16 protein-coding genes are annotated in these 15,616 nt (G+C 61.9%); 8 read left to right on the plus strand and 8 right to left on the minus strand.

Annotated features, from left to right (window positions below):
* Positions 1-197: 197 nt before the first annotated feature.
* The 6 genes from AC4PTT_RS20360 to AC4PTT_RS20385 form a co-directional block, all read right to left on the minus strand.
* Positions 198-1,019: a carbohydrate ABC transporter permease gene (locus tag AC4PTT_RS20360; RefSeq protein ID WP_475079735.1), complete on the minus strand. Its 822-nt coding sequence runs from the start codon at positions 1,017-1,019 to the stop codon at positions 198-200.
* The gene (locus tag AC4PTT_RS20365) at positions 1,020-1,886 is read right to left on the minus strand and encodes a carbohydrate ABC transporter permease (protein ID WP_113157129.1); all 867 of its coding nucleotides are present in this window, start codon (positions 1,884-1,886) and stop codon (positions 1,020-1,022) included.
* Between the two features lie 167 nt (positions 1,887-2,053).
* Complete coding sequence (locus tag AC4PTT_RS20370; protein ID WP_317090175.1) at positions 2,054-3,385, minus strand: extracellular solute-binding protein; 1,332 nt, start codon at positions 3,383-3,385, stop codon at positions 2,054-2,056.
* A gap of 14 nt (positions 3,386-3,399) precedes the next feature.
* Positions 3,400-4,287, minus strand: a complete 888-nt coding sequence (locus tag AC4PTT_RS20375) for an ROK family protein (protein WP_492162876.1) — start codon at positions 4,285-4,287, stop codon at positions 3,400-3,402.
* A complete protein-coding gene (locus tag AC4PTT_RS20380) occupies positions 4,280-4,966 on the minus strand; it encodes an N-acetylmannosamine-6-phosphate 2-epimerase (RefSeq protein WP_492162877.1) in 687 nt (228 codons plus the stop codon). The genes AC4PTT_RS20375 and AC4PTT_RS20380 overlap by 8 nt, the downstream gene beginning before the upstream one ends.
* 72 nt (positions 4,967-5,038) lie before the next feature.
* Positions 5,039-5,788, minus strand: a complete 750-nt coding sequence (locus AC4PTT_RS20385) for a GntR family transcriptional regulator (RefSeq protein ID WP_492162878.1) — start codon at positions 5,786-5,788, stop codon at positions 5,039-5,041.
* 204 nt (positions 5,789-5,992) lie between these two features.
* On the opposite strand from AC4PTT_RS20385, the gene AC4PTT_RS20390 reads away from it, so the two are divergent.
* Together AC4PTT_RS20390 and AC4PTT_RS20395 are read left to right on the plus strand one after the other, a co-directional pair.
* Positions 5,993-6,406, plus strand: coding sequence for an antitoxin Xre-like helix-turn-helix domain-containing protein (locus AC4PTT_RS20390; protein ID WP_492162879.1), 414 nt, complete (start codon positions 5,993-5,995; stop codon positions 6,404-6,406).
* 5 nt (positions 6,407-6,411) lie between these two features.
* Positions 6,412-7,110: an RES family NAD+ phosphorylase gene (locus tag AC4PTT_RS20395; RefSeq protein WP_492162880.1), complete on the plus strand. Its 699-nt coding sequence runs from the start codon at positions 6,412-6,414 to the stop codon at positions 7,108-7,110.
* Positions 7,111-7,428: 318 nt separating this feature from the next.
* Here AC4PTT_RS20395 and AC4PTT_RS20400 read toward each other — a convergent pair whose 3' ends face one another.
* A complete protein-coding gene (locus AC4PTT_RS20400; RefSeq protein WP_299936308.1) occupies positions 7,429-8,514 on the minus strand; it encodes a response regulator in 1,086 nt (361 codons plus the stop codon).
* Positions 8,515-8,736: 222 nt separating this feature from the next.
* Here AC4PTT_RS20400 and AC4PTT_RS20405 point away from each other — a divergent pair, with 222 nt between their 5' ends.
* The 3 genes from AC4PTT_RS20405 (at position 8,737) to AC4PTT_RS20415 (ending at position 11,856) form a co-directional block, all read left to right on the plus strand.
* The gene (locus tag AC4PTT_RS20405; protein WP_113156724.1) at positions 8,737-9,720 is read left to right on the plus strand and encodes a hypothetical protein; all 984 of its coding nucleotides are present in this window, start codon (positions 8,737-8,739) and stop codon (positions 9,718-9,720) included.
* Positions 9,721-9,931: 211 nt separating this feature from the next.
* A complete protein-coding gene (locus AC4PTT_RS20410) occupies positions 9,932-10,519 on the plus strand; it encodes a putative pterin-binding protein (protein ID WP_492162881.1) in 588 nt (195 codons plus the stop codon).
* Entirely contained in the window at positions 10,516-11,856 is a 1,341-nt protein-coding gene (locus AC4PTT_RS20415; protein ID WP_492162882.1) for a sensor histidine kinase, read from the plus strand. Before AC4PTT_RS20410 ends, AC4PTT_RS20415 begins: the two co-directional genes overlap by 4 nt.
* Here AC4PTT_RS20415 and AC4PTT_RS20420 read toward each other — a convergent pair.
* Positions 11,853-13,466, minus strand: a complete 1,614-nt coding sequence (locus AC4PTT_RS20420; RefSeq protein WP_492162883.1) for an alkaline phosphatase family protein — start codon at positions 13,464-13,466, stop codon at positions 11,853-11,855. The genes AC4PTT_RS20415 and AC4PTT_RS20420 overlap by 4 nt on opposite strands.
* Before the next feature lie 131 nt (positions 13,467-13,597).
* Here AC4PTT_RS20420 and AC4PTT_RS20425 point away from each other — a divergent pair, with 131 nt between their 5' ends.
* Genes AC4PTT_RS20425 through AC4PTT_RS20435 form a run of 3 tightly spaced genes read left to right on the plus strand, consistent with a single transcriptional unit; the run spans position 13,598 to position 15,612 of the window.
* The gene (locus tag AC4PTT_RS20425; RefSeq protein ID WP_206994633.1) at positions 13,598-14,107 is read left to right on the plus strand and encodes a MarR family winged helix-turn-helix transcriptional regulator; all 510 of its coding nucleotides are present in this window, start codon (positions 13,598-13,600) and stop codon (positions 14,105-14,107) included.
* 32 nt (positions 14,108-14,139) lie between these two features.
* Complete coding sequence (locus tag AC4PTT_RS20430) at positions 14,140-15,093, plus strand: Bug family tripartite tricarboxylate transporter substrate binding protein (RefSeq protein ID WP_492162884.1); 954 nt, start codon at positions 14,140-14,142, stop codon at positions 15,091-15,093.
* A gap of 6 nt (positions 15,094-15,099) precedes the next feature.
* Positions 15,100-15,612 carry a tripartite tricarboxylate transporter TctB family protein gene (locus AC4PTT_RS20435; protein ID WP_492162885.1) on the plus strand — a complete coding sequence of 171 codons (513 nt, stop codon included), beginning with the start codon at positions 15,100-15,102 and terminating at the stop codon, positions 15,610-15,612.
* Positions 15,613-15,616 lie beyond the last annotated feature (4 nt).

Here is a 15,616-nt window from a genome sequence, read left to right on the forward strand (position 1 = left end):
ATATGTGCCGGCGAACGAATGCAAACCCGCCCGCAATGGCCCGCGGCTGGGGCCGAAGACAGCCCCCTGCCCCGCTCTGGAAAAAATGCGTGATGAAGCAGCCCGCGCGCCTCGGCGAGAGAGCGGCAAGACAGACAAGACGGCGTGTCCCGGCTATTGATGGCGCGTTGGAACGGCCGGATAACCGGCCCCGTTCTCTAGCCCTTCACGGCGCCTGCCATCATCGTTCCGCTGATCTTGCGGTACATGACCAGACCGAGAAGCATGGGCGGCAATGCGCCGACCATCATAACGGCTGCGGCCACACCCCATTGCACACCGCCGCCGGAAGCGGCGAAGAAGAACGATGCGCCGACCGTTACAGGCACAGCCTTCGAGGTCGTCAGCATCAGGCCGAACAGGAACTCGTTCCACGCGGTGATGAAGCCGAAGATCATGCTGGTCACGATTGCCGGACGGATGACGGGCGCAATGATCTTCACCAGAATGCCCGGCCGGCTCACGCCGTCGATCATGGCCGCTTCATCGAGTTCGAAAGGCACATCCGATATGGCGTTGACGAGAATGATCAGCACCAGCGGGATGTTGACGATGGTCATCACAAGGCCGAGGCCGAGCCGCGTGTCGAGCAGCCCCATAAACTGGAACATCATGTAGATGGGGATCGCGAAGATCACCAGCGGCACCGCCCGCAGGTTGACGATCAGCGGCAGCAGCGTTTTCTCGCCGAAACGGCCGCGCACGATTGCATAGGCCGCCGGCAGCGCCAGAAGAACGGCCAGAAGCGTGCCCATCGCGGCAATGGCGAAGCTGTTGGCAAGATAGAGGAAAATGTTCAGCCGGTCCGAAACCGTGAGCACCGTCACATAGTTCTCGAGCGTCGGCGCATTGATCCACAGCCCCGGATTGGTCGAGATCTCACGCGCGCTCTTGAACGAGGTCACAAGCGTGACGATGAGCGGAAAGTTCATTGCAAAGGCGGCAAGGGCGAACACGGCCCAGCGGATCGCGTTGAGCATCTATCGTCTCCTGCGCCGGGCAAAGCGGTTCAGGCCGTAAAGCACCATGAACGATGCCACAAAAAGGACGACCGAAGCCGCGACCGCCTTGCCGATGGCAGCCTGCTTGAAGAAGGCTTCGTAAATGTAGATCGACAGCGAAGTGGTAGAGCCGCCAGCCCCGCTGCCGGTCAGCACGTAGACATTGTCGAAAACCCGGAAGCCATCGATGAAACGGATCAGAAGCGCCGCCGCCAGTGTGGGCAACATCAGCGGAAGCTCGATGCGCCAGAAACGGGCAAACCCGGTCGCACCATCGATTGCAGCGGCTTCCCGAAGCTCTTCCGGGATTGCCTGATAGGCCATGTGGAACAGCAGGAAGGCGAATGGCGTCCACTGCAGCGTCTCGACCACGATCAGCGTCCAGAAAGCCGAATTGGGACCGAGAAAGGCCGGGCTGTTTCCAAACCAGGCCCAGAGATAATGCGGCACGGGGCCAGCGAACTCGTGCAGAACGAGGCGATACATCAACCCCATCAAGGCCGGAGCCACCATGAGCGGCAGCATGAGAATGGCAATCGGCCAGCTGCGGTTCTTGAAAAGCGGGGCCAGAAAAACAGCCAGCCCAAGCCCGATCAGACATTCCAGAACAGCGGTCAGCAGGCCGAAGCGCAGGGAAAACCAGTTGGCGCGCCAGAACGCCTCATCGGTGAGAACAGCGACGAAATTGCCGAAACCGGAGATCTGCGGACTGCGCAGCGTCTCGAAGCTGATTTCGGAAACCGAGTAGATCAGATTGACGATGGCCGGAAAGCCGAGACAGACCAGCAGAAACGCCATCAGCGGCGTGGCAAGCAGCGTCCATTCGGTGCGATGGGTCGTTTCCATGGTGCTTCTTGGTCTGTGATCCAGATCGGTTTGATGGTCGGCGCTGCCCCTCATCCGCCTGCCGGCGCCTTCTCCCCGCGCACGGGGAGAAGGAAGAAGTGGCAACGTCTACCTCCCATCCCTCCCGCGTGCGGGGAGAAGGCGAGGATGAGGGGCTGACGCCAGCTTTATTTCAGGAGATCCGCCATGCCCTTCTCGACATTGGCAAGTGCGGCGTCGAGGTCCTGCTGGCCCGACCAGTAGCCGGTAAACTCCTTTGCCTGTAGCTCGTAGATGGCGAGCGCATTTGCCGATGCGCCGCCATTCATGACATAGCCATAGGCACCGGCATATTCGCCGAGCTGCACCAGATCCGGCCGCTCTTCCGCCACTGCTGCGACAGCCTCGGCCGAGAGAGCCGGCGCACCGCCCGCACGGGCGTAGATGAGGGCTGCCTCTTCGGTGGAGAGCCATTTCAGGAAGGCTTTCGCACCGTCCTTGTTGCCGGCGCTCTTATTGAGGCCAAGACCGAGACCATGGATATGCGTGGCCCGGCTTTCAGGCCCGGCGGGTGGAGCGATGGTGGCGGTCGCGTCACCCACTGCGGGTGATTTTTCCGCATTGGTGAGATCGGCGGCAGCCGCGTTCCACTGCACCATGGCGGCCACCTGCCCCGCCGCATAGGCGGCATTGGCTTCGGCAAACTCGTAGGAAAGCGAGTCGCGCGGCGTCGCTCCGGCGTCGTAGAGCATCTTGTAGAGCTCAAGCCCCTCGCGGAATGCATCCGAATTGACCGTGATGTTGCCTTCGGCATCCATCCAGTCACCACCATAGGAACGCGCGGTCGACTGCCACACCATGATGTTGAACAGCAGGTTCTTCATCTGCAGAACGGTGCCGTAGCGGGTCGGGCTGTCCGGGTTCACCGCCTTGGTGAAATAAAGCGCGGTGGCCGCATAATCGTCCCAGGTCCAGTCATCGGGGTTCTTGGGCTCAAGCGCCTCGCCCAGATGCTCCTTGCTGATTTCCGCGTAACGCGCTTTGGCGCCGTCATCGCTCATCAGCGCATCGATCAGGTCCTTGCGGTAATACATGAAATGCAGAGAAAGATCGGTCGGCACGCCATACTGCTTGCCGTCGAACTGCATGGTCGAAAGAACGGCGTCGCCATAAAGCGCCTGCGCCCCGTCGGACAGTTCCACCGGCTCCATGAACGGCGCATAGCGGCCGATCGAATAGGTGGCGAGCAGGTTCAGATCGAACGCATCGGACCCTGCAGCGAGATCTGCCTGCAGCTTGTCCCAGAAGCCGTCGCGGTTGAAGAACAGGAGTTCGACCTTGTTCTCGTCGCTGACATCGTCCTTCGCGTTATAGGCTTCGGCTGCGGCGCGCAGCGCCGTCTCTTCAGGGCCGCCCGGCCAGCCGAGCACGGTGACCTCGGCGCTTGCCACGCCGGCCCACAGGCCCGCAGCAAAAACACTTCCTGCCAACATGGCTGCAAATCGTGCAACAGGTCTCATATCCATTCTCCCATTCATTGTTTGACTTGGTTTTGTGTCGTGTTTTGAAGTGCGAGATCAGCGATGCCCACAACGCCGGCCCTCTCCCCCAGCCGGGCCGCCACGAGCCGTGGCTTCAGCCGTTCCGAAACGTGATCTAGCTGCGCTTCAATGCGCGCGCGATACCCCGGGGCAAGCCCGATGCCGCCGCCGATGACAATGCGATCCGGGTCGAAGCTGAGCTGAATGTTGCGGCACAGAATGGCCACGCGCCGGGCCGAACGGTCGATGATATCGTTCGCCCAGCCCTCGCCCATGGCCGCCGCGTCAAAAACGTCATGCGACGTTGCGCCCGGCTGATGCGCCGCCGCGGAAGCGGCGATGAAATTGCCCGAAACGTGATCCTCCAGCGCGCTGTCATCCCCGCTGGCGCCTTCGAAGTCCTGCCCCCGCAGGAGGCCGAAATGCCCGGCAAGTCCGGTTCTCAGCCGCCCATCCATGACGATGCCGCCACCAATGCCCGTGGAAACGGTCAGGAAGACGAGATTGCCCTCGGCTTCGCCGAAGCGATATTCGCCCCATGCAGCAGCCTGCGCATCATTGGCGGCGATGGCGGACACGCCGGAAAGCGCACCAACGGTTTCAAGCAGCGGAAAGCGGTCGGGAAAATCCAGCGTCCTGCGGTTGAGCGGGGACCAGAGCCCGTCATCCACGATGCCGGTTACGGCAACGCCGACACATCCATAAGCGCCCTTCCAGTGCTCGATCTGCGCAAAGAGCGCTTCGAGCCACTGGGCGGGCCCGCCCATATCGCGCGGGGTCGGCACTTTCAGGCTGTCGACAACGGTCTCTCCGCGCACGAGCGCGGCTAGCATCTTCGTGCCGCCAATGTCGAGCGCCAGAACCGTCTGAGCCTCACGCATCATCCGCTCCCGCCCCGGCATCCATATCGGCCCGGAACCAGGAGGTGACATGCTCGGGCCGCGTGATCGCGGAGCCGACGACCACCAGCCGCGCCCCGGCCTGCAGCGCTTCGCCCGCATGACGCGGCAGGCGAATGCAGCCTTCCGCCACCACATGAGGCGTGAGCGCACGCATGGCGCTGATCAGTTCAAGGTCGGGCTCCGTGGGTTCCGGCCCTTCCGTGTAACCGGAGAGCGTGGAACCAACCATGTCGGCCCCTTCGTCAAGCGCCTGTCGGGCGTCGGAAACAATCGAGCAATCGGCCATGGCGAGCTTTCCCGCCGCGTGAATGCACCTGACCAGATCGGCCGTCGGCACGGGGCGCGTGCGCTGCGTGGCGTCATAGGCGATGACATCTGCGCCAGCTTCTGCAAGCGCCTCCATATCCTCGATCCACGGAGTGATGCGCACGGGCGACGTGTCCAGATCGCGCTTGATCAGGCCGATGATCGGCGCATCGGTGGCGGCCCGCACGGCTTTCACATAATCGGCAGATTCGATGCGCAGCCCCTGCGCGCCGCCGGCAAGCGCCGCCAGCGCAAAGGCAACGACAATGGGCGCTGTGTCCATCGGCCCGCCGGTGACCGGCTGGCAGGAGACGATCAGCCCGTTTTCGAGCGCTAGGATGCGGTTCGGCACGCTTTCTCCTCCATCTGTGGAGGATATCATAGGCAGACAAAATACCAGATAACAACCAGTTTTAAACTGGTATTAGCGGTGCAGCTCGATGACGAAATCGTAGACATCGCCACGATATTTGGTTTCCGTGAACTCCACGATCTGCCCGTCTTCCAGAAAGCAGCGACGCTCCATCACCAGAAGGCTGGTCTGCGGCGGGGCTTCGAGAAGCCGTGACTCCTCCGGGGTGATCGGGGTCGATTGCATCCGCTGCACCGCACGCACCGGCATGGCCCCCCGGGCTTCCAGAGCCTGATAGAGGGAATCGCCCACCTCGGCGGGTCTCGGCAGGAAACGCAGAGGCAGCGTCGCCGTCTCGATCGCGATGGGCGTGTTGTCAGCGGTGCGGATGCGCCTCAAGCGCGCGACCTCATCGGCAACCGAAATGCCAAGCGCCATCATTTCCGTCGGCGAGGGACGCCCTGTTTCCTTGGAAATCCATATGCATCCGGGCTCCAGACCACGCGAACGCATATCCTCTGAAAAGCTCGTCATGGTGGAGAGAGATTTCTCCAGCCGTGACGACACCACCGTTTTTGCGCCGTGCCTGCGATGCAGAAGACCATCCGCCTCCAGATCCTCAATGGCGCGGCGAATGGTGACGCGGGACATAGAGAGGGCAGCGCAAAGGGTGCGCTCGCTCGGGATAACGGCGCCGCGTTTCAGCCGCGACGTATGAATGGCTTCCGCCAGCGCCATTTCGACCTGGCGATAGAGCGGCTCGGCTCCGTTTCCGCTGGCGATATGCCCCCGTATGAAATCGAGAAGTGCCGCTTCATTCATTCCGTTTTGCCTCGGTCATTGCGTCCGCTGCACATGATGACAAAATTTCTACAGGTTTTGAACTGGTATTATTTTATATGCTGCTTATGGTCTCTGAGAGCGGTCTTACGGCAACACCACTCTCCCTTTGCTTCATGCCTCCCCGGCGGCAAATCTTGCCAATTGGCAGCATATAAATTATTTAATGCCAAAAGGAGAAATTCAATGGCACAGCTGCAGCCGGTCGATACACGTTCACAGGAGTTCCGGCCCGCCCCGATCACGGATGATGAGGCAGCTGCCATGTTTCGCGCCACGGTCAACCTCTTCCGGCTGTGGGAGATCACCGACGAGCAGGCCGCGACCCTGCTTGATCTGCCGCTACGCACCTATCGGCGCTGGAAAGCAGGGGAACTCGGCCGCATCGACCGCGACAGCAAGGCGCGGCTTTCCAACCTGATGGGCATACACAAGGCGCTACGCCTCATCTTCCGCGAGCCCCAGCGCGCCTACCAATGGATCGGCAAGCCCAATGAGGCCTTCGGCGGTCGTTCCGCGCTCGAGATCATGCTGGGTGGCGAGCTAACCGACCTCATGCGGGTGCGACGCTATCTCGATGCCGAACGGGGCGGCTGGTGAACGAAATGAATACCCCTCCCCTTGCGCCCGTCGCATGGCGCGGCGCGGTGCGGATCATCCGCAGCATTTTTCCGCCCATCGATCTGTTCGAAGACATCGCTGACCCTGCCGACTGGCCGCTGCTCATTTCCGCCGAGCAGAAAACCAATCCGCGCATTATGGAGACCATCGGCAATCTGGATCTCGTACCGGAGGATCGCCGCGTCGCCGGCCCCGGCGCAACATGGCTGATGGCGCCCTTCACCCATGTGAGCCCGGACCGGCCGAGCCGCTTCAGCGACGGGCGCTTTGGCGTTCTCTATGTGGCGAAGGGCTTCGAGACCGCGCTTTTCGAAACGATCCACCACCACGCCCGTTTCATGGCGGCGACGAACGAGCCCGCTGGCTGGACCTCCCAGTTTCGCGAGATCGTTCTCGATGTGGAGGCCGAGCTACATGATCTGCGTGGCGAAGGCTGGGAACAGGCGCTTGCGCCGGACGATTATGCAGCCGGCCAGTCTCTCGCCGCTTTGCTGCGCGCTGACGGCTCGGAAGGCGTCGTCTATCCAAGCGTTCGCCATGAGGAGGGCGAATGCGTAGGCCTCTTCCACCCCGACAGCGCGGCAAACCCCGTGCAGGGCCGCCATATCGACTATCACTGGAACGGGGAACGCGTTGATTTCTACCGCGATGCCGGCAGCGGCGCGGTGTTCAGGATCGTCTAGGACACGCCCCTGAAAGACTGCCCTGTTACGGGGCCTTGCCGGTCGTCGAGCGAACGATCAGATGCGTTTCCGGCAACAATGCCGGAGGACGCCATACAGGGCGGCGCTTCGAAAAAAGTTAGCCGCCCTATTCAAACGAAGGGCGCGCTCTTCGACCAGATGGATAAGCTCTCCGGTGGTCTCGATGAAACTGTTGGGGTTCACTTCGCCCGGGGGCGGGGGGCTGCCGGGTCAATCAACAATCGATAACTTGCCTACAATCTGGAGCATCGCGGAAAGGTCGCCGCGATGTTCCCAAAGCCGGGCACACAGGACGCTTCAAGTCTGCGGCTGTGGAGATGCTTCCAATTCCGGCCCCGAGATGGATGCAAGCCCGGTCAAAAGCAGCACGATCAGATCCGCCTGCCGATGGGTGCCCGTCTTTCCAAAAAGATTGCGCAGATGAAACGCGACCGTGGTGGGTGACACGGCAAGATCCTGAGCGATCTCATCGGTTCGCCGACCATGCGCCAGAGCGCGCGCGACCTGCGCCTCTGTCGGCGTCAGGTCAAACAGCTTGGCAAGCAGTTCGTCAGGAACCGCAGGCCGGCGCTCGGGATCGGAGATGAACACCACCGCCTGCGCATCTCCATTCATGGCCTCGCTTGTATCGGGCAGCGCGCAGGCCGTGAGCAGAAAGTCGCGCTGACCGGAGAGGCGCGGCACCGACAGGCTCGAAAGGTGATCCCGGCCAAGCCGGGCAGCCTCGCAGGCCTCGGCCAGAAACGATTTCATCTCAGCCGCGAGATTGGAGGAGGCAGGCCGAAGCGCCCTGTCGATGACCAGACCGTCGCCGGCCCGGTGAATGGCCTGCGCCGCGCGATTGGCAAATGCAACACCAGAGCCCGACACCAGAACGACACCGAAGGAGAGAAGATCGACAACGCGCCGCATGCCGGCAGCCGTGCCGGCGCGTGCGTCGGTCAGCGCCTGACGCATTGCGTCCAATTCGCGTCCCGCGCCCTGTCCCAGTCGCTCCACCTGTCGCAGCCGCGCCTCGATGGTGGCAAGCATCAGGTCGAAGTCGATCGGCTTGACCAGATAATCATCAGCGCCCGCACGCTTGCCATTGATGACGGCGTCACGCTCGTCAAGCGCCGTCAGAAACACGAAAGGCACATCCGCCAGACCGGGATGGCTGCTGCGCACCGCTTCCAGCAATCCATAGCCGTCCAGTCGCGGCATGGTGATGTCGCAGAGAATGAGATCCGGGCGGCTTGTCTCCAGCATGGCGAGCGCTTCGCGCCCGTCTCTGGCCGCCAGCGCCTCATAGCCGGCGATCCCGAGTTCATCGATGATGTCCTGCCGCAGATGGCGCTCATCCTCGACGCACAGAATAATTGGTTTCGATCCGTTGCCTGCCATTGCCGCCCGTGTTCCCCCTTCCCTGTCGCCAACCCATAGAATGACATGCGTGAGCCTCCGACGACACCCCGTCAAGAATGACGCGCCCGTGCATCCATGCCGCCTGTCAAACCGGTTGTGTTCGAAAGCCTCCGGCATATCCCCGTTCAAACAAACGGGGCGCATCTTCCCTATCGTCAATAGTTTTTGCAAAACTGATTCAATCGTCGGAGAGACAAGGGAATGTGGGATTTTTCCATAGGGCGCGCATTGGGGCTGATGGCCCGGACAATGCCGTTCATTGTGCTGCGAATGGCGGTCTATTTCGGCGCTGCCGTGGCCTATGTTCTCGTCACCGGTGTCGGCGCCGGCGTCGGCTGGGGCATCGGCGGGTTCGGTGATCCCGACTTTCAGGCGACGACGACCATGTGGGGCGGCGTCATCGGCTTCGGCGTGGTCGCGGCAGTGATGTATCTGCTGCGGGAATATGTTCTCTATGTCGTCAAGGCCGGCCATATCGCCGTGCTTGTGAAATTGCTCGACGGGGAAGAACTGCCCGAAGGACGCTCGCAGGTTTCCTATGCCCGTGAGGAAATTTCGCGGCGCTTTGTACAGGCGAGCGTGCTTTTCGGCATCGATCAGCTGGTCAAGGGCGTGCTGCGCGCAATCACCGGGCTGGTGCGCGGCATGGTGAGCATTCTGCCGATCCCGGGCGCACAGCAGTTCGTTTCGATCATTCACGCCTTCCTGCGCATTGCGGTGGGTTTCATCGATGAAGTCATCCTGGCATTTGCGATCCGCACCAATTCCGACAATGCCTGGGAATCCGCGCGGACCGGGCTGGTGCTCTACGCCCAGAACTACAAGCCGATGCTCAAGAACGCGGCCTGGCTGGCGCTCATCGTCTACGGGCTGTCCTTCGTCGTCTTCCTCATCATGCTCGCGCCTGCGGGCCTCGCCGTCTATCTCATTCCCGGCGCATGGTCGGCCGGTGGCGTTGTCTTCGCCCTGCTTTTCGCATGGTCGGTCAAGGCGGCGCTGCTGGAGCCATTTGCCATCACCTGCATGATGGAAGTCTATTTCCGCACCATCAAGGGGCAGGTTCCAGACCCTGCCTGGGAAGCAAAGCTTGAACAGCTTTCGAAGAAATTCTCCAGCCTCAAGGAGAAGGCCGCGTCCTATCAGCCGCCGCGCGCCAACCCCGACCCGGCGACCGCGAACGGCTGACCTCCCGCGGCAGCGCCATTCCGGGGCGTCCACAACACGCTGGACGCCCCGGAGCATCATTGTGGCCCGCACCAAACCTTCACCCCTTCATCACCCATGCCTGCTAACCGGTCTCTCAGCGGATCAGACTTCGCTCTTGCAGCCATCGGCCCTTGAACGCGCGCGTCCTTGAGAGTTTGATGGTGCGGGGCGGTGAAACGGGGGAACACCAATGTCGCAAAACACTTTCGCCGGCATGGCTGGCGCTTGCGAAACGCGGTCGGATGCATCGCGGACAGGGCAGATCAGAAGACTTGCGCGCATCGCGCTTCTCGGCGCCGGGCTTGTCGCGTTCCTGCCGCCAGCCCTTGCCGGAGAAGACAATCTGTCCTCCCCGACCGGAGATGTGGTGCTGACGGTGACCGGCAGTATCGAACGTACGAATGCCGATGATAGAGCGCTCTTTGACGAGGCCATGCTGGCGGCGCTGCCGCAGAAATCCGTCGAGACAACAACGGTTGTGACCGACGGGGTTCGCCGCTTCGACGGTTTCCTGATGCGCGATCTGCTCGATTATCTCGGGGCGCACGGAGAAACGGTGACGGCAAGCGCCATCAACGACTACATCATCGACATTCCCATGGAAGATTTCTCGCGCTTCGATGTTCTCGTCGCGACGCATATGGACGGCCAAAGGCTCCAGCCAAGCGACAAGGGTCCTCTGTGGATCGTTTATCCGCGCGACGATCACGACGCATTGCAGGACATCCGCTATGACTATCGCTGGGTCTGGCAACTCGTTCGGCTGAACGTGGAATGAAGCGCGGAAGCGACCTCTTCGCCTATGTCACGGTTGGCGTCACGATCCTCGCCTTCGCGGTGCTGCTGGTCTTCGCCCTCATCCGCCTGCTCGACACCGAGGCGGAGATACGGCGCAGCCAGGGCGACAACATGCTGTGGTCCATATCGCAGGCGCAATCGGCCGCGTTGCTGCTTGATGTGGCGGTCTCGCAGAAAAGCTCCATTCCGGATAGCGAGGTGGATATCGCGCGGCGCTATGACGTGCTCCTGAGCCGTCTCGCCCTTCTCACCGAAGGTCCGCAGGCACGCTATATGGAAGAACTGGGCATGGGAGAGAGCCTTGCCCGGCAGGACAGCGCCATCCGGGCACTGGAGACCGAGTTGCACACGCTCGCCCTCGGCGACGCCACGGTGGCGCTCTCGATCCACGAACTGCTTGAAACCCTCAGTCGGGATCTCGGTCGCGCAGCCAATCGCTCCATGGTCAAACACTGGGATGCAACCGGCGCGCGCCTCGACAGGCAGCAGGCGGCCATCATTCAGGTCATCGTGTCGATCCTGGGGATCATCGCGCTCGGCATCTTCCTTTCGGTCATGATGCTCCGGACCATGGCGGAGAGACAGCGCATTCGCATGTCGCTCTCGCGCGAGCGCGAAAGCGCAGAGCTATACCGCAGTTTCGTCGGGCTGGTGTCGCATCAGTTTCGGACCCCGCTTGCCGTGATCGATTCTTCCATGCAGCGCATTCTGCGCAGCGGCGACGCCATGGACCAGGCCGAGATCCAACGCCGCGCGCTTCAGGTACGCTCGGAGGTGCGCGATCTGACCAGACTGATCGAGGCAACGCTTGAGGTTATCCGTCTGGATACCGGTCAGGTCGCGATGAAGCCGCGAAACTGCGACATCGCCGCTCTTCTGGAACGGGTAAAAGCCCGCCAGCTAACGGAAACGCCGGATCGGGCCATCGACATCGTGATCGGCGACGAAGTTCCGCCCTCCTTCGTGTCGGACCCGTTTCTGGCGGAGCAGGTTCTGACCAACCTTGTCTCCAACGCCGTCAAATACTCGCCAGAGACCGAGACCGTGCTGATCGGCGTCCGCGCGGAGAACCGGCAGATCTGTTTTTCGGTTCAGGACCAGGGCATCGGCATTCCGGCAGAGGAGCAGGACAAGCTGCTCGGCCACTTCTTCCGGGCGAGCACCGCCCAAGACGTTCCCGGCACCGGTGTTGGACTGAGCATCTCCGCCCAGCTCGCCGAGCTTCTCGGCGGCAGGCTAGACTTCGTCAGCACCGCCGGGATCGGCTCCACCTTCACGCTGAGGCTTCCCGATGAGTGGCCAGCCGCGCGGGTCTAACGCCCCGGCTTGCCCCTGTATCGCTCGGTGAACTCGGGCCCTATATCGGCTTCTTCATAGGCGCCGATCAGGACGCCCTTGCCGTCGGAGCCATTGCGCCCGGCAATGATCTGCGCGTCGGATTTCGTGGTTCGTTGCGAGGGCCTGCGCGCCCATTCCGCAAGGCGTTCCGCCATCATACGCCGGATGTCCTCATACTCCGCATCATCACCAAGATCACGCAGTTCCTGGGGGTCGTTCACGAGATCGAACAGCATGGGGCGGAAACCCTCGACATGCGTGAACTTCCAGCGCTTGTCCGCAACCATGAAAAGCCGCGCCTGTTTGGGCGGCACGCCCAGTTCCTCGGCCATCGAAGTCTGGGAATAATCATATTCCGAGATCACGAAATCCCGCCATTCCGCTGGCTCTTCACCGTGGAGGAACGGCATCAGAGAACGGCCTTCCAGCACATGATCAGGCACCTCGCCGCCGGCGAATTCAACAAAAGTTGCCGCCAGATCGATCGACTCGACCAGCGCGTCGCAGACCTGTCCGCGCGTGGCGTCAGCTTCCGCAGAAGGATCGAAAATGATCATGGGTACCTTCACCGACTGCTCGTGGAAGAGATCCTTCTCGCCCAGCCAGTGATCGCCAAGGTAATCGCCATGGTCTGAGGTAATCACGATCATCGTGTCTTCCAGACGGCCGGACCGTTCCAGAAAGTCCAGCAATTGCCCAAGCTGGTCATCGCATTGCTTGATGAGCCCCATATAGGCCGGGATCACCTTCTCGCGCACCTCGTCGCGGCGGAAGGCCTTCCCGATCGTGTTGTCCATGAAGGCGCGATAAAGCGGGTGCGGGTTCTGCCGTTCACCTTCGGAACGAACCGGCGCGATAACGTCACGCGCGGAATAGAGGTCGTGATAAGGCGCGGGCACGATGTAGGGCCAGTGCGGCTTGATGTAGGAGAGGTGGCAAAGCCACGGCCTGTCGCCGCGCGACGCGATGAACTCTTCCGCCCGGCGCGTCAGCCAGGGCGTCTCGGAATCCTCTTCCGCGATATTTGCCGGCTTGTCGGCGTTTTCCATGAACCAGCCGGACGCCATGTCGCCATCGTCATCGACGGCGGAATTGGCGAAGTCATGCCAGGGGTTTGAGCCCGGATAGCCCTTCTCCTTGAGGTAGTCGTTATAGGGCTGCGGACCCGTATCGTAGTGGCCAGCCGGCCCCTCGCCCCACAGGCCGTCATCACGGACGAAGATGTCGAAGCCGCATTCGGCCACCCGTGCGCCGATGATCGAGTCCCGCGTCAGGCCAAGCCGCTCCATGCCGTCGGCGTCCACCCGCATATGCGTCTTGCCGACAAGAGCCGCATCCATGCCGAGCCGCCTCAGATGGTCGCCGAGCGTGATCTCGCCCACCTTCAGGGGAAAGCCGTTCCAGCTCGCGCCATGGGAATGCACATAGCGGCCGGTGTAGAAACTCATGCGCGAAGCGCCGCACACGGGCGACTGCACATAGGCCCGCGTGAACCGCACGCCCATGGATGCAACCCGGTCGAAATTCGGTGTCTCCAGACAGGGATGCCCCGCGCAGCTCAGATAATCGAACCGCAGCTGATCATACATGATGAAAAGGATGTTCCTGGGCTTACCCGACATGGGACTCCGCTCGATAGACCGTTGACAAAGACAACAAAACTAAACACGATATCGTTGACAAACGCAACGATGTCGAGCGGAAAGCAATGGCAGGCAGCATGCCAGCATCGATAGGACCAGACGAGACCGTCGCGCTCCATCCACGGATCGGCGACATTCGTGATCTGCTCACCTTCCGCGTCGCCATGCTTGGCGCGGCGGGCGACCGCATCGCGCAGCAATGGCTTGCGACGGAATTCGGCTTTCGCATCGTGGAGTGGCGGGTGCTCGGCATCATCGCGGCATCGGAGCCGGTGCGCTTCTTCGAAGTGGCCCGCGCCCTGCTCATCGACAAGGGGCAGTTGAGCCGCGTCGTGAATGTGCTGGCGAAAAAGGGGCTCGTGGAGGCGGAACCCGATCCGGACGACCAGAGGACGATCCGCCTGCGCACGACCGGCGAAGGCGCGGATGTGCACCGGCGCATTCTCGCACGCGCCTTTGAGCGCAACCAGCTTGTCGTGGCGGCGCTGACGCCGGGCGAACTTGAAACCCTGTTTTCGCTTCTCGACAAGCTGCAGCCAATGATGAGCCACCGGGCTGCCCGCCCGGCCGAGGAGGCTGAAACCTGAAACGGGCCTGAAAAACGAAATGGGAGGAAAACATGTTTGGTAAGTTGTTACGCGCAGCGCTCGCTGCAACCGCCGTTCTCGGCGTCTCGATGGGGGCGGCCATGGCCGACTGGCCGTCGAAGCCGATCCAGATCATCATTCCGTGGCCCGCGCCGAACGATCCGTCCACGCTGGTCGCCAACGCAATCGCGCCGGTGATGTCGGATGAACTTGGCGTGCCGGTCAAGGTGGTCAACAAGCCCGGCGGCGGCGCGGTGCTTGGCGCTGCCGATCTGGCGAACGCCCGTCCCGATGGCTACACGATGGGACTGGTTTCCATTGGCCCGATGATCACACAGGTGCTGCGCGGCAAGACGCCGTACAAAAACGACGACCTCCAGCCGCTCGGCCTGGTGTGGTCGAGCCCCTTCACGCTGGCCGCGCGCGCTGACGCTCCCTATTCCAATCTCGATGAGCTCGCCGAATACGGCAAGAAGAACGAACTGCGTCTGGCGCATTGGGGCCTTGGCGCAGTGCCGACCCTGATTGCCATGAAAGTGGCCGAAGCCGGCGGCTTCGAGTGGAAGGAGACCGCCTATTCGGAATTGAACCCGCTTCTGGTCGTGCAGGGCGATGCCGATGTCATCACCTTCTCAACGCCGGGCCTGACCGATTACATCGACGCCGGCAAGATGAAGATCCTCGCAGCCATGGTCCCCGACCGCCTGCCGGCCTATCCCGATGTGCCCAACGTGTCCGAACAGGGCTATGGTGACGCCTATTCGATCTGGTTCGGCGCTTTTGTTCCCAAGCAGACCGACAAGGAAATCGTCAACAAGCTCTCCGCGGCCTTCTTCTCCGCGATGAAGAACGAGAAAGTGGCCGAGGTGATCGAGAATGTCGGTGTCGTGCCGCATTCCAGCGGGCCCGATGAGGCGCGCGCGCGCATGGATCGCGAGCTGGCCGAATTCGGCACGACCATGAAAAATCTCGGGATCATGGAATAGTCACCCATGACGAACCGGACGGACGAAGACAGCGCCAGCGCGGCAGAAGCGCCGTCAGGGCATGAAACACTGGCTGCCGGGATCGGCATGGCAGCCGCCGTGCTTCTCATCCTGTCGCCCTGGCTGGTCGACCGGTCCGGTCCGGACCCTTTTTACAAGGGGCCGCTGATCTTCCCGATGATCGTTCTGGCAGGAACGGCCCTCTCGGCCGTTCCCGCGATCCTGCGCCTGCTGTGCCACCGTGTCGGCCTGCCCTTCCATGTGGATGGGAATGGCTTCCCCGGACGCGCCGCGGCGCTGTTCGTTCTGATGTGCCTCTATCCGCTGGGCATTTCTGCAATTGGCCTTTCCGCCGCAACCTTTCTGGCTGTGCTCATCGGGCTCCTGATGGTCTATCGGCGTCCCTGGCAGTCCGTCGCCATCGCCGCTATCATGACCCTGACCGTGCATCTGGCTTTCAAAACCTTTCTCGACATCTGGTTTCCAGCACCCTGGCTGTTTGAAATGATCGGGGCCTGAACTC

It is taken from the genome of Nitratireductor sp. WH36-1 (genome assembly GCF_058725515.1).